At 54.0% G+C, this 12,995-nt stretch carries 14 protein-coding genes; 2 read left to right on the top strand and 12 right to left on the bottom strand.

From position 1 onward, the window contains the following. Positions 1-13: 13 nt before the first annotated feature. The 9 genes from lspA to B5F80_RS08365 form a co-directional block, all read right to left on the bottom strand. Entirely contained in the window at positions 14-448 is a 435-nt protein-coding gene (gene lspA / locus B5F80_RS08405) for a signal peptidase II (RefSeq protein WP_087478381.1), read from the bottom strand. Between the two features lie 135 nt (positions 449-583). Continuing rightward, positions 584-748, bottom strand: coding sequence for a 4Fe-4S binding protein (locus tag B5F80_RS08400; RefSeq protein WP_087478406.1), 165 nt, complete (start codon positions 746-748; stop codon positions 584-586). A 610-nt stretch (positions 749-1,358) separates the two neighbouring features. Next, the gene (locus B5F80_RS08395; RefSeq protein WP_087478380.1) at positions 1,359-1,643 is read right to left on the bottom strand and encodes a 4Fe-4S dicluster domain-containing protein; all 285 of its coding nucleotides are present in this window, start codon (positions 1,641-1,643) and stop codon (positions 1,359-1,361) included. 1 nt (position 1,644) lies between these two features. Further along, on the bottom strand, positions 1,645-2,943 hold the full coding sequence (locus B5F80_RS08390) for an FAD-dependent oxidoreductase (protein ID WP_087478379.1): 1,299 nt from the start codon (positions 2,941-2,943) through the stop codon (positions 1,645-1,647). An 83-nt stretch (positions 2,944-3,026) separates the two neighbouring features. Continuing rightward, positions 3,027-3,737, bottom strand: coding sequence for a ubiquinone/menaquinone biosynthesis methyltransferase (locus tag B5F80_RS08385; RefSeq protein ID WP_087478378.1), 711 nt, complete (start codon positions 3,735-3,737; stop codon positions 3,027-3,029). Then, positions 3,737-4,666, bottom strand: coding sequence for a UbiA family prenyltransferase (locus B5F80_RS08380; protein WP_087478377.1), 930 nt, complete (start codon positions 4,664-4,666; stop codon positions 3,737-3,739). The genes B5F80_RS08385 and B5F80_RS08380 overlap by 1 nt, the downstream gene beginning before the upstream one ends. Further along, positions 4,666-5,691 carry a polyprenyl synthetase family protein gene (locus B5F80_RS08375; protein WP_087478376.1) on the bottom strand — a complete coding sequence of 342 codons (1,026 nt, stop codon included), beginning with the start codon at positions 5,689-5,691 and terminating at the stop codon, positions 4,666-4,668. The genes B5F80_RS08380 and B5F80_RS08375 overlap by 1 nt, the downstream gene beginning before the upstream one ends. A 36-nt stretch (positions 5,692-5,727) precedes the next feature. Next, positions 5,728-7,896 (bottom strand): L-lactate dehydrogenase (quinone) large subunit LdhH, encoded by a 2,169-nt coding sequence (gene ldhH, locus B5F80_RS08370; RefSeq protein WP_087478375.1) that lies wholly within the window; start codon positions 7,894-7,896, stop codon positions 5,728-5,730. Positions 7,897-7,911: 15 nt separating this feature from the next. Further along, positions 7,912-8,457 (bottom strand): LUD domain-containing protein, encoded by a 546-nt coding sequence (locus tag B5F80_RS08365; RefSeq protein WP_087478374.1) that lies wholly within the window; start codon positions 8,455-8,457, stop codon positions 7,912-7,914. A gap of 906 nt (positions 8,458-9,363) precedes the next feature. Between B5F80_RS08365 and cysE the strand changes: the two genes are divergently transcribed. Next, on the top strand, positions 9,364-10,110 hold the full coding sequence (gene cysE / locus B5F80_RS08360; protein WP_255376426.1) for a serine O-acetyltransferase: 747 nt from the start codon (positions 9,364-9,366) through the stop codon (positions 10,108-10,110). Between the two features lie 139 nt (positions 10,111-10,249). Beyond that, positions 10,250-11,182, top strand: coding sequence for a cysteine synthase A (cysK, locus tag B5F80_RS08355; protein ID WP_087478372.1), 933 nt, complete (start codon positions 10,250-10,252; stop codon positions 11,180-11,182). A gap of 135 nt (positions 11,183-11,317) precedes the next feature. Here the strand turns inward: cysK and B5F80_RS08350 are convergent, their stop codons facing one another. The 3 genes from B5F80_RS08350 to B5F80_RS08340 form a co-directional block, all read right to left on the bottom strand. Continuing rightward, on the bottom strand, positions 11,318-11,620 hold the full coding sequence (locus B5F80_RS08350; RefSeq protein WP_087478371.1) for a hypothetical protein: 303 nt from the start codon (positions 11,618-11,620) through the stop codon (positions 11,318-11,320). Continuing rightward, a complete protein-coding gene (locus B5F80_RS08345; protein WP_087478370.1) occupies positions 11,613-12,467 on the bottom strand; it encodes an Rpn family recombination-promoting nuclease/putative transposase in 855 nt (284 codons plus the stop codon). Before B5F80_RS08345 ends, B5F80_RS08350 begins: the two co-directional genes overlap by 8 nt. 155 nt (positions 12,468-12,622) lie before the next feature. After that, positions 12,623-12,994, bottom strand: a complete 372-nt coding sequence (locus tag B5F80_RS08340; RefSeq protein ID WP_087478369.1) for a DUF1667 domain-containing protein — start codon at positions 12,992-12,994, stop codon at positions 12,623-12,625. Position 12,995 lies beyond the last annotated feature (1 nt).

Genomic DNA, 12,995 nt, shown 5'->3' with positions numbered 1-12,995 from the left:
TTGGTCTCCTCGCTTACTCAGAAATATGTGTCCAGCTGTACCACAGCAGCAGGCATACGCCGACGACGATGCCGATATCGGCGATGTTGAACACCGGCCAGATGCGGAAATCGAAAAAGTCGACGACAGCGCCGTGCAGAAAGCGGTCCAAGGCGTTGCCGAAGGCGCCTCCCAGGAGCATGCCCGCGCCGGCCTGCACCGCCCGATGCTCCGGCAGCTTCTTGCGAAATACAGCGTACAATACAAACAATAGTATTGCCATAATCAGAAAAAGCCAGCGTTGATTTTCTAAAATACCAAACGCCGCGCCTCTGTTTAAAATATATGTAATATGAAAAAATCCCGGAATGACCGGAATCGATTCATGAAGCGTCATTCCTTGCTGAATCAGCCATTTGCTTCCCTGGTCCAACGCAATGATTACCAGGGCGATATACCATACCTGCACCCAAAACCTCCTATGTGCGCATCTTTCCGTACGATATCGTACAGTGATTCTATCCTATCATATTGACCGGCAAAATTCAAATAAAAAAGGAGACATATACATGTCTCCTTTTTTATCTTATAGTCGGGGGTGCTATTATTCAGCAGAGATAGCACCAGTCGGACATACGGATTCGCAAGAACCGCAATCGATGCAAGCGTCAGTGATAACGTACTTCGTTTCGCCTTCTTCGATAGCACCAGTCGGGCAAGCGCCTGCGCAGGAACCGCATTTTACGCATTCGTCAGAAATTACATGCATGTTTTTCACCTCCAGACTCATGTCGTTCGGGGAACTAGTCCCTTGTTCTTTCTCATTATTGCACGAATAGTTGAAAATGTCAATGACCCCGCATCGGGCAAAAAAAGTATTTTCAGCCATGTCCCAAACCATTCTCCCTCAGATATACAGGCACAGTCTGCCTTCTCTCTCCTGGGCTGCCCTAAATGCTCCAAACCGCCCGCAGCAGCTCAGAATGAATATCGTTCATTATCAGCATGAAAGATAAACGTTTTACGTTTCTGCTGCCATATACAGCAAAAGAGCCGGCGAGGGGGGCCGGCTCTTTCTAAGTGTAAGATACTATCGGGGGAAGATAATATCTTAGCTTTGCTGAAGACATAAGATAGGGGTGTTCGAGGGGTATATGAACAACTTATATCTTCAACTCGTCGTAGATGATCTGTTCTACACTTATTATAATAGCAGGTTACGGCCAAAAGTAAATTAAATTTAGATTAAAATTCGATTAAATTTTTACCATATATGCTCATAGAGCATCGCTTTTTATGGGCTGCAGCATAAGCTCATACATGGAAAAAGCGGAAAGACAGCGCGTACGCCGCCCTTCCGCCTTTATGCAGGCCGTATATTAACCGTGATGATATTCTACGCCCATGGCGCCCTTCGGATGATTCCAGCTCTTGACGCCCTTGCCGCCGGAAATGACGCGGCACGTGCCGCATTCCAGGCAGCCTTCATGATTGAAGACCAATTTGCCGTCCGTGTATTTGTACAATTCAGCCGGACAAGCCATGACCAAGCGTTTGATTTCCGCTTCATCCTGATAATCTTCGTTGATTTCGATGTGGGATTCGTGTTCGTCCGTCACGAATTTAACTACGCCGAGTTTATCGTCTACGCTCATTTTTGCCATCTTACATCGCCTCCCAAGCTTTTTTGCCAAGATCAAAGAGTCCGTTCAAGCCGCCGTTGTTAGCCAAGACAGTCAAGGCGATCATCGGCAGGGCAACAGGCGCGCCGCCGTCTACTTTGTAGACCATGCCGGCAAATTCGTCGGCCATCTTCGGAACGTCGTTGAAGATGATGTGGTCTTCCAAGAGGCCCGGCAAGTTCTGATACTGTTTCATGAGCTTCATGATGAAGCTTTCGTCGAGGAGCTTCTTGTAGTACGACAGGCTTTCGGCCGAGAAGTCTTCTCTCGCTTTAGCCCGGACGACGGCTTCGCCGGCCAGACGACCCGATTCAATAGCCAGGTCCATGCCGCGGACCGTGTAGCCCAGGTTGACGACCATAGCAGCTGCGTCGCCGGCTACGATCACGCCGTCGCGTACGAGTTCGGGCATCATCTTGAGGCCGCCTTCCGTAACGAGGTGAGCCGAATATTCCGTCAGCTTGCCGCCTTTGACGAAGGGAGCGATAGACGGATGATTCTTCATGCGTTCTACCATATCGGGAACGCTGACGTCTACGCGGCCGATGTCGCTGATCGTCGTAACGATGCCCAGGGACAGGCTGTCCTTATTGGTGTAGATAAAGCCGCCGCCGAGGTTGCCGCCCGTCGGGTCGCCGGCGATCATCCAGGCAGCGCCTTCGTCGCCCTGGAGGCCGAAGCGTTCGTTAATGACGTCTTCGCCGAGGTAGATGACTTCTTTAACGCCTACAGCTACGTCTTTCGGGTCCAGTTCCTGTTTCATGCCCAGCTGCTGTGCCAGCAGGGAGTTTACGCCGTCGGCCAATACGATGACGTCGGCGTCGAATTCTTCGTCGCCGCAGACGACGCCCGTTGCCTTGCCGCTTTCATCGACGAGGACCTGATCTACGCGGAAGCCTTCGAGAAGCATGACGCCGGCTTCTTCCGCTTTTTCAGCCATCCATTTGTCGAATTTCGAACGGAGTACGGAATAGGACGGATATTTCAGGTTCTGCAGCTTGTCGGAATTGTACTGGAAGCTCAAGGCTCCGCCTTCCGTCATGAGGGACAGGCGTTCCTGGGTAATCTTGCGTTCGATCGGAGCTTCTTCGGCAAAGTTCGGAATCAGGCGTTCCAGGCTGTGACCGTAAATACGGCCGCCGCTGGAGTTTTTAGAGCCGCAGAATTTGCCGCGTTCAATCAACATAACGTCGAGTCCGGCTTTTGCCATAGTCAGGGCTGCCGCCGAACCGGCCAAGCCACCGCCAACAACGATAGCATCAAATTTTTCTTCACTACTCATGTTCTTACCCTCCTTAACCGTGCGGTTCCAATGCGTCGGCTCCGCCGGTTTATGTATGTAAACGTATAGTATTTCCTGTTCGTTCAGATGTATCGGGGTTTCTGCCCGCTGTGCAGCGCGCAGGTTCCAAAGAGATGGCTGTCAGCGCGGACCTTCTCCAGGCCGACGGCGGCAAAGAGGGCCGTCAGCTCACGCTTGCGGAGAAAGTCCCGCGTAGACTGCCACAACCACCGGTATTCCCTGCGATGGCGGAAGCCACCGCCCAATAGAGGCATGACGCCGCGGAAATACAGGTCGTAAAAGGGTCGAATCAACGGCGAGTCAGGTACAAAGGAATCGAGACAGTATACCCAGCCGCCGGGGCGAACGACGCGGGTCATTTCCGTCAGGACCGCGCCGTAATCAGGCGTGTTGCGAAGGCCGAAGGATATGGCCGCCGCCGAAAACGTATCGTCTCCAAAGGGAAGGGCCATGGCGTCGCCTTCCCGCCAGGTCAGGTTTTCCAGGGCCGCGCCCTTGCGGCGGGCCACGTCCAGCATGGCTGGCGAGAAATCAAGACCCGTAACGGCTGCGTCAGGCCGCCTCCTTGCTACGGCTACGGCAATATCACCCGTGCCGCAGCAGACGTCCAGCACGGCGCCGCCGCCCGGTACCTGCAAGGCTACAGCCTCGACGAGGCCCCGCTTCCACGATTGCTCCAGCCCCAGGCTGATGCGGCGGTTCGCGCCGTCGTAGGTCTGGGAAATGCCCTGGAAGATGCCGTACACGCGCCTGCGTTTTTCCATCGAATCCATCAGACCGCCCTCCCTGCCAGCACGGCCAGGGCCGCGCCGATCAAATACGCGCCGTTTCCCAGCACGTTGGCCATGGCGATGCATTTCATCTGCCGCACTCGCTCCTGCGGAATCAACGGCGATGTCAGCAAGAAGGCAAAGACCTTCCGGCCCGTCAAGGCCGCGAGAGCCGGCACGACGAGGCCTGAGAGGCCGCCGTACCAGACAGGGATGACGAGGAGGCTCACGATCCAGCAGACGACGGCCGCCCGGTACAGCCTTACGGCCTTCGGCCTTCCCACTACGACGGGAAGGGTCTTGCGCCGGGCCTGCCGGTCCTTTTCGATATCGCTGATATTATTGGTCATCATGACCAGGCCGATTCCGATGATGAAGGGAATGGCTAGTATCAGAGCCAAGCCATCGACGATGCCGTGTACGGCTGCCGCTACTCCTAGCGGAATGAGGCCGCCCATGACGCCGCCGGAGACGAGTTCGCCTACGGGCAGGTAGGATAAGGGCGTCTTGCCGCCTGAATAGGCCAGGACGACGAGGCCGCCGACAAGGCCGATGCACCAGGGCGCAGGGCCTGCGCCGACGATGACCGGCAGCGCCAGCAGGGCCGCCGCGGCCAGATAGGCGAGGCCTAAATACAGAGCCTGCTTCGGCGCAATGTCCTCGTATACCAATACGGCGTCGTGGACTTCGACGAAGTCGTCCGTCGTGTCCGTTCCCTTTACGAAATCGAAATAATCGTTCAGCGTATTGACCGACGACTGCATGAGGATGCACGCCCCCAGCAGGAGAACGGCCTGGAGCCACGATAGGTCGTAGCCGGCCAGCAGGCAGTACAACTCGCCGAAGACAGCCGGATAGACTGCCGCTACCCACGAATGGGGATTGGCCAGCCGGACGGCAGCCGTCACGGACATGGCCTGTCGTCCCGCCATTACACCGCCCCCAGCTTGCTGACGAGCTTGCGCAGGAGAGGCGCCGCGTCACACGGCGGCAGGAACGCCAGCAGTTCTTCTGCCCGGCGCTGGTAGCGGCGGATATACTTCCACGCTTCCTCCATGCCGCCGAATTCCGCTACAATGCGTTCCATCGTCCGAATATCTGCGGCCGTCAGCGTGCCGGCTGCGCTGCGCTCCATGTAGGGCGTCAATGCAGCCCGGCCGCCGGGCCGTTCCAAGGCGATGAGGACGGGCAGCGTGTAGATGCCTTCGCGGAAATCCTGATGAACGGTCTTGCCGTTCAGCGCCTTGTCGTCCGTAAAGTCCAGGAGGTCGTCCCGCAGCTGGAACATGTATCCCAGGCATTCGCCGAAGGATTCCAGTATGCCGGCGTGCTGTTCGCTGCAGCCGCTTTCCATCGCGCCGATGCGGCAGCAGGCCATGAACAGGGCCACGGTCTTGCCGTGGATGTTGCGCAGGTACTCGTCAATCGTCACCGTATCCTTGTACCGGCACATAGCCTGGCCGATTTCGCCGCTGCACATTTCCTCTACCGTCTTCGACAGGACCATGCCGGCCCGGTTCAAGCCCTCCTTCATGAGGTGATAGCTGATGCGGCTCATGAGGAAATCTCCAGCGTAGACGGCGGCGTTTTTTCCGTACCGGCTCTGGATGGACGGCTTGCCCCGTCGGAAAGGAGCGTCGTCGACGACATCATCGTGAATCAGCGAAGCCAAATGCGTCATTTCGACGATAGCCGCCAGCTTATACAGCGTTTCCTGCGCGTCGCCGCGTTTGGGGCCGTACTCCGAGGCCATCATCAACAGGCGGGGCCGTATCATCTTTCCTTCTGACGCCGTCGCGTCGGTAAGTACCGCGCCGGTCGGCGTTCCGGCAAAGGTATGGGCCGTAAAGGCCTGTATATAGTTCTTTATCTTCTCTATTTGCTCATCACTGACGTTGGCAAAATACTTCGGCATAAATTTCCGAACGCTGTTTTCTAATAATGTCTGTTTTATCATCGCCGTTCCAATACACCTTTCCGGCCGTGTTAGGAGTTACTGTTTTTCTCTCTTTTCTACGAGAATCTGGGCCGTATGTTTTACCTGGATGTTGTTCAGGCCGCGCGCGTCGAGACCGCCTTTGATCTGGAGCAGGCAGCCCGGGCAGTCGACAGCCACGGTGTCGGCGCCGGTAGCCACGATGTTGTCGATCTTTTCTTCGAGCATCGGAGCGGACATTTCAGGGAATTTAATCGAGTAGGAGCCGCCGAAGCCGCAGCATTTATCGCAGTTGTTCATTTCTACGATTTCTACGCCCTTCGTGCCTTCCAGGAGTTCGCGCTGTTCTTTATATACGCCCATGTAGCGTTTCATATGGCACGAATCGTGATACGTAACCTTCATGGGAACGCCGTCGCCGTTGTCCGGGAGACCGCCGAGCATGTGGAGCAGCTTGGAGAAGTCGTAAGACTTGTCGCTCAGTTCGGAAGCCTTCTTGTACATTTCCGGATCGTCCTTGAACATTTCCTTGTAATCGCGCAGGGCGTGCGTGCAGGTCGGGCAGGCCGATACGATGTAGTCGTATTTTTCCGCTTCCATAGCTTCGATATTGAGCGCTGCTTCTTTCTTAGCGTTTTCAGCGTCGCCCATGTACGTCGCCGGAGCGCCGCAGCAGGACTGGCCGAGAGGCATTTCTACGACGTAGCCGGCCATGTTGAGGGCTTTGACGACGGCCGTCGCGATGTCTACGTATACGAAATCGAGGAGGCAGCCCGTGAAGATGGCAATCTTGCCCTTCGGATTGGGAACGTCCTGTTTGATCGTCGGCAGTACGTCGCGGAACGGCTGCGGAGCGATGCTCGGCAGGCTGCGGCCCGACGTCAGGCCAGACAGGAACATCGGCATATGGCGAATCATCGGCTGGCCTTTGGTAATCGCGCCCTGAGCGACCGATGCGATGCGCAGCATGGAATGGAACAGATGGCGGTCGGCGACCGTGTCGAGGCAGAACTTATGAATCGGGTTGAGGCCGTCTTCCTGAGCGTACTTCGTGCGCAGCTTCAGGATCATGCCGGCGATGTCGAGTTTGCCGCCGCAGACGGTGTTGCACGTGCCGCACTGGAGACAGATATTCTGAATTTCTTTACCGCGTTCACGGCTGTTGAGGAAGGCCGTGAGCAGCGTGCCGATACCGCCGGTGTAGATGCTGCCGCCGTATACGTGGCCGCCGACGAGGCGGAAGGCCGGACATACGTTGAGGCAGGCTGCGCAGCGGATGCAGCAGAAAATGTCCTTGTAATCGGGATCGTTCATGATCTTGCGGCGTTCCGGCGTATCGAGGATGATGATATGGAAGCTCTTCTTCTGCTTCGTATCGTTTTCCGGATCCGTTACGACATCCGTCGCGCCCGTGTAGAAGGACAGGTACGTCGTCAGGTTCTGGGCCGTGCCGTTGCGGGGCAGGACCTTGAAGATATAGCGGACATCGCTCATCTTGGCGACGAATTTTTCAATGCCGAAGATGTACATGTGGCTGGCCGGCAAGGTGCCTACCATACGGCCGTTGCCTTCGTTGCTCATGGTGATGACCGTGCCCGTTTCGGCGACGGCGGCGTTGGCGCCGGATACGCCCATTTCAGCGGTCAGGAATTTTTCACGCATGACGCGGCGGGCCGTTTTAACTTCCTTGGAAATATCGGGAACTTCTTTTTCCTTCGTATAGGACGTAAACAGGTCGGCTACGTCTTCCTTGGAGTAGTGAATGGCGGGCATTACCATGTGGGACGGCGTGTCGCCGGCGATGGCGTTGATGAATTCGCCCAAGTCCGTTTCCTGCGCGTGAATGCCTGCGGCTTCAAAGCCCGGGTTGAAGTGGATTTCTTCCGATGCCATGGATTTCGATTTGACGACGAGTTTGACGTTCTGTTCTTTTGCTACCTTCAACGCGTAGTCGAAGGCTTCCTGCGGCGAATGGGCGCGGAATACGACGGCGCCGTTGGCCGTAGCGTTCTTTTCGAATTCGTCGAGCAGTTCGTCGATGTGGTCGCGGGCGTAGGATTTTACTTCGTGCACCTTTTCCCGCAGGGCTTCAAAGTCGTATCCTTTGTAAACGCGTTCGCGGTTGCCGGGATACGCAGTCGTAAAGTTTTTCAGCGCTTTCTGCAAAGGCGCGTTGTCCATTGCGCGCTCGATTTCTTGTTTCAACAAATCCATTTCAGTTGACATGTGTCATTCCCTCCTTTACTCATCTTCCACAACAATGACGGCATACTGGCGCGGTCCGTGGACGCCGACCGTGCTGACGCATTCGATGTCGGCCGTACGGCTCGGGCCCGTAATGATGCCGGCAAATTTCGGGAATGGCTTCGTTTCGGCCATAATGTCGATCATGGAATCGAAATCGTCGACGATCTTCGACAACTTGATAATGCCGACATATACGTCCGCTACGATTTCTACGATACGGTCGTCAATATCATCCTTCATTTGGACGAGGGAGCCCAGGTTGGCGACGCCGTAATCGGCTTCCGTTACGCCGCCTTTGTCATAGGGAGCGTTTTTGCGGAAGTGATCCGTGTCGGTCTTAATGCCTGCCGCCTTCAAGGCGTCGGCTGCGCCGGCTTCTTTCAGGAGCGGCGTTTCGACCAGAGCGACATCCTTTACATCCTTTTCCTGGAAAATCTTGACAAGAGTTGCTGCTACGTCGGCTTTTTTAGCCAAATAGCATTCCCCAGCGACGCTGGTTAATCCTTTTTGGAACGTTTCGTACAATTCTGCTTTTTCCATGTTCACACCTCTTTACGTCAAATATAAAATTTAAATGAATGCATGGCATACTATTAAAGTATTAATATAAGTATAGCATTTTATACAATTTATGCAACGAGTCTGACGCAAAGTCGCAATATATTTTGTGAAACGATACTCGCAAATCCATGCTTTATAGTCATATTTGCATATATGACATAGCAATACACTTGACAAGTTTATATTACTTAAATTAATACCTCTGTAGTATAATATTCGCTATCTCACTAGGTTTTATCAGGTATTTTGCATGCCGCTATGTCTTTTTATCATGACTTTTTCAGCATTTTACTATGATTAAAAATTATTATTTATAAGGTTAATCCCGCACGTTTTTCCAACAAAGCTCCTTCCATGTTCCACTTTGACTATTCATATTTATAGTATTAATTTTCATTTTTATTTGTTTTAAAATTCATTTATTTTACATTATAATTCTATTTTGTATACATTATCCGTTATTTTATGACGCAATGTTATGTTCTATTTCCACTGCATCACCTGTCCTGCAATGTGCATCTGAACATTACAATAATTCATTTCAACTTGACGCGCATCGCATTCCAAATAGCCCGTTTTAGAATACGGAAAAATGTAAATTTTTTATAACCTTGCAAAAAATACCTTGACAAACGTTCAAACAAACGGTATTATGTTCCCAACGAAAAATGCAATGACCAAAACAAGTACACGTACGAAAGCTATACAGAGAACGGGAGTCACCGGCTGAGAGCTCCTGCCGCCGCCTAGTACGATGGAATGCCTTTGGGAGCAGGGCAGCTGAACATATAGTAGGTTGTCACGGTTTGCCGCCGTTATGGGCCTTGAGGTGCAACGCATCGCTGAGATGCCTGCAAATCAGAGTGGAACCGCGGGCCGCCGTCTCTGTTTAGGGACTGCGGCTTTTTTGTATTTCAGCATTTATTCGTACGACACAAGGAGGCACCATTCATGTTTAACACCCTGAGAAAGGACATTCACGTCATTAAGGAACGAGACCCGGCCGTAAAAAATACCCTGGAAGTCCTGCTGTGCTACTCGGGACTGCACGCTATCTGGGCATACCGCCTGGCTCATTTCTTCTACCTGCACAAATGGTTTGTCACAGCCCGCATCATTTCGACCATCGCCCGCTTCTTCACGGGAATTGAAATCCATCCGGGCGCACAGATCGGCGAAGGGCTGTTCATCGACCACGGCATGGGCATCGTCATCGGCGAGACGACCATTATCGGCAACAACGTATCCCTCTATCAGGGCGTGACCCTCGGCGGCACGGGCAAGGAAAAAGGCAAACGCCACCCGACAATCGGCGATTACGTCGTCGTCGCCTGCGGAGCGAAGGTACTCGGCTCCTTCACAGTCGGTGAAGGCTCGAAAATCGGCGCCGGCTCCGTCGTCTTAAAAGAAGTGCCGCCCTATTCGACAGTCGTCGGCATTCCTGGCCGCGTCGTCCTCCAGCAGGGCAAAAAGATAAGCCATTCGGAACAGGACGTCGATTTGGATCACAACCGCCTGCCCGACCCCATCGAAGACCAGATTGCCGCCTTGCAGCAGCAAGTCGCCATCCTCCAGTCGCGTGTAAACGCCATGGACAACGCCGAGCCGCATCTGCGCAGCCTCAGCCGCTAAGAACCTCTCCTCCCCCGTAAACGGCGCGGAGCCCGTTACCTTTGTATAGCTAAAATATACTTATCTAGTATATTTTATGGTATAGTTTCACCATTTTATTTTCAAATCATACTACATACAGTATAAAGGAGTGATTTTCATGAAAAAGATATATACGTCCATCCTCGATTTGATCGGCCGCACGCCGCTGCTGGAACCGGCCCGTTTCAACGCCGCCCAAGGCGTCGGCGCCCGCCTGCTCGTCAAATTGGAAGCCTTTAATCCCGGCGGCTCAGCCAAGGACCGCATCGCCAAGGCTATGATTGAAGACGCCGAAGCGAAGGGCCTGCTCAAGCCGGGAACGGTCATCATCGAGCCGACGAGCGGCAATACGGGCATCGGCCTGGCCGCCGTCGCCGCCGCCAAAGGCTATAAAGCCATCTTCACCATGCCGGAAACCATGTCGGTCGAACGGCGCAAGCTCATCGCAGCCTACGGCGCAGACATCGTCCTGACGGAAGGAGCCAAGGGCATGCAGGGAGCCGTCGACAAGGCCGAAGAATTGGCCAAAGAACTGCACGGCTTCATCCCCGGCCAGTTTAGCAATCCGGCCAACCCGGCCATCCACAAGGCCACGACAGGCCCGGAAATCTACGACGATACGGACGGAGCCGTCGATATCCTCGTCGCCGGCGTCGGCACGGGCGGTACCCTGAGCGGCACGGGACAATATCTGAAGGAACAAAAGCCGTCCGTTCAGGTCGTAGCCGTCGAACCAGCCGATTCGCCGCTCCTGTCCGAAGGCCACGCCGGCCCCCATAAGCTGCAGGGCATCGGCGCGAATTTCGTCCCCGAAACGCTCGATAAGACGATTTACGATGAAGTATTTACCGTCACGACAGACGAAGCCTATACGGCAGCCCAAGCTTTCACCAAAGCCGAAGGCCTCCTCATCGGCATTTCCGGCGGCGCAGCCCTCCATGCCGCGGCAGAAATCGCCAAGCGGCCGGAAAACGCCGGCAAGACCATCGTAGCCGTCCTGCCGGACAACGGCGACCGCTATCTCTCGACGCCGGGATTCATCAAGCTGTAATATACATATATAATATAATAACGCAAGGATAGGCAGTATCATATATCCTGCGAACCATACAAAAACAAGACGTTCCCTAACAGGCCGCATTGCGGCAGCCGTCATGGGAACGTCTTGTTTTATATTATAGATTTATTATACGCCGCGTTTCAAGGCATCCAGTTCCGCTTCGCTCAGCTCCGTAATACTGGCGACTTGACGGATATCCATGCCGACAGCCAGCATGTTGGCTGCCACCTGCATAATCCCCAATTTTATACCTTTCTTAATCGCTTCATTTATACCTTTTTCAAAACCTTCTCGCAGCCCTTCACGTCTTGCTTCCTCCATATCGGAAATATACTCTCTCTCGGCCTTTTCGCGCTGCAAGCGGCGCCACCGCTGTATCTGCTCTTCCGTAAAAGGCTCTGCCGCCGGTATCGTCGTATCCTTATGCATCACAGCCTCCTGCCGCAGCCGTTTTCAAAGCTGCGAGTTCCTGTTCGCTCAACCCGGTGATGGCAGCTACGGTATGCCGGTCGATTCCGTTTTCCAACATCTTTACCGCCATCTGCACGATTCCCTCTTGCAGTCCTTCATTTCTCGCCTCATCCATAGCAGAAATATAGTCTCTCACGGCTTTTTCGCGCTGCGAATATTTTCTCCGCATGATTTCGTCTTCTGTAAAGGCCGTTTCAGCCTGTACGACTTCTTTCATTACCGGATCGCTCATGGCTAATTCCTCCGTTTCCCTGTCTCCGCAGTTGGAAAAGTACGCCGTCCAGCGCCCCAGCCGATGGAGGGCCTTTACGTCGCTGTACGTAAACTTCTTCAATTCAATAAAGTGCATGGCAAAATGATCGGTCAGCCGCCTGCGGGATACGTCGTTGCAGATAGAGTACGCATTGTGCCAGCTTGCTTCCGGCAGATGGTCAAACTCCGTCAGAATGATGGACACCGACGGCTTCAGCGCGTTGTAGCCGTCGCCCCGCTTCATCTGGCTGCCGTACATTTCCGCCCAATAGAATAAAAACCGCTCGGCCAAATGAGCCTGCCGCCGCACCTGCACCTCGACGTTGATCAGCATCCCCTGATCGGTTTTCGCCAGTATATCGAGCTTGGCCGGCTTTCCGTCCGCCCGCTCCGGGTCCAAATCCTTGTCGAGAAAGAACACGTCGGCAATCTGCGGCGCATCGTCGCCGTACAGGACGGCGTTCAAAAAGTGGATCGTCAAATGCTTGCGCTTCTCGCTTCCCAATAAATACTTGACATAAAAATCGTTGAGCCGGTTAATCGTCGTAGGCATTCGGCTGTCTTCCTTTCCTATATTATATCACAAGCAGGCCCTTCATTTCGCCTGCAAACAGGGCAAAAGAAAAGGACCGCCATGATCTTATCATGACAGTCCTTTGATGAAGGTTGCATTATATTGGCATATACTGCGTCTTCCTTGCGTGTTCCTTAAATCTTATCCATATCGCGGCTGGCTACGATGTCCACGCCGAGGCCCAGGATATCGGCTACGATGACGTCGCCGGTCTTAACGGGGGCTTCGATGGAAACGGCCCGCAGCGCCTGAGCGCATTCGAGGATTTTGCCCTTCGGCAGGGTCGATTTCGATACGACCGGCAGGAGAGGCAGCTCGCCGCCGGAAATGCGTACCGTCGAGGTCAGCATGCGCTGGGGATTGGTCAATTCCTGATGGGCGTACGTTTCGCCGCGGGGGCAGGTATTGCCCGTTACGTCCGTAATCGCGCCGTCCGTCAAGGTAACGGTCAGCAGGCAGCCCATGGGGCAGTTGATGCAGTTCAGTTGTTTCGTTTCTACACTCATG

The sequence above is a fragment of the Megasphaera sp. An286 genome (genome assembly GCF_002163455.1).
Classification (GTDB): Bacteria; Bacillota; Negativicutes; order Veillonellales; family Megasphaeraceae; genus Megasphaera; species Megasphaera stantonii.
This window is presented reverse-complemented; position numbering and strand designations above follow the sequence as displayed.

What these genes read in the sequence shown, in the direction of transcription:
- B5F80_RS08400 (WP_087478406.1), bottom strand. Translation starts at nt 748, where the DNA reads ATGCATGTAATTTCTGACGAATGCGTAAAATGCGGTTCCTGCGCAGGC.
- B5F80_RS08395 (WP_087478380.1), bottom strand. Translation starts at nt 1,643, where the DNA reads ATGGCAAAAATGAGCGTAGACGATAAACTCGGCGTAGTTAAATTCGTG.
- B5F80_RS08390 (WP_087478379.1), bottom strand. Translation starts at nt 2,943, where the DNA reads ATGAGTAGTGAAGAAAAATTTGATGCTATCGTTGTTGGCGGTGGCTTG.
- B5F80_RS08385 (WP_087478378.1), bottom strand. Translation starts at nt 3,737, where the DNA reads ATGGATTCGATGGAAAAACGCAGGCGCGTGTACGGCATCTTCCAGGGC.
- B5F80_RS08380 (WP_087478377.1), bottom strand. Translation starts at nt 4,666, where the DNA reads ATGGCGGGACGACAGGCCATGTCCGTGACGGCTGCCGTCCGGCTGGCC.
- B5F80_RS08375 (WP_087478376.1), bottom strand. Translation starts at nt 5,691, where the DNA reads ATGATAAAACAGACATTATTAGAAAACAGCGTTCGGAAATTTATGCCG.
- ldhH (WP_087478375.1), bottom strand. Translation starts at nt 7,896, where the DNA reads ATGTCAACTGAAATGGATTTGTTGAAACAAGAAATCGAGCGCGCAATG.
- B5F80_RS08365 (WP_087478374.1), bottom strand. Translation starts at nt 8,457, where the DNA reads ATGGAAAAAGCAGAATTGTACGAAACGTTCCAAAAAGGATTAACCAGC.
- cysK (WP_087478372.1), top strand. Translation starts at nt 10,250, where the DNA reads ATGAAAAAGATATATACGTCCATCCTCGATTTGATCGGCCGCACGCCG.
- B5F80_RS08350 (WP_087478371.1), bottom strand. Translation starts at nt 11,620, where the DNA reads ATGCATAAGGATACGACGATACCGGCGGCAGAGCCTTTTACGGAAGAG.
- B5F80_RS08345 (WP_087478370.1), bottom strand. Translation starts at nt 12,467, where the DNA reads ATGCCTACGACGATTAACCGGCTCAACGATTTTTATGTCAAGTATTTA.
- B5F80_RS08340 (WP_087478369.1), bottom strand. Translation starts at nt 12,994, where the DNA reads ATGAGTGTAGAAACGAAACAACTGAACTGCATCAACTGCCCCATGGGC.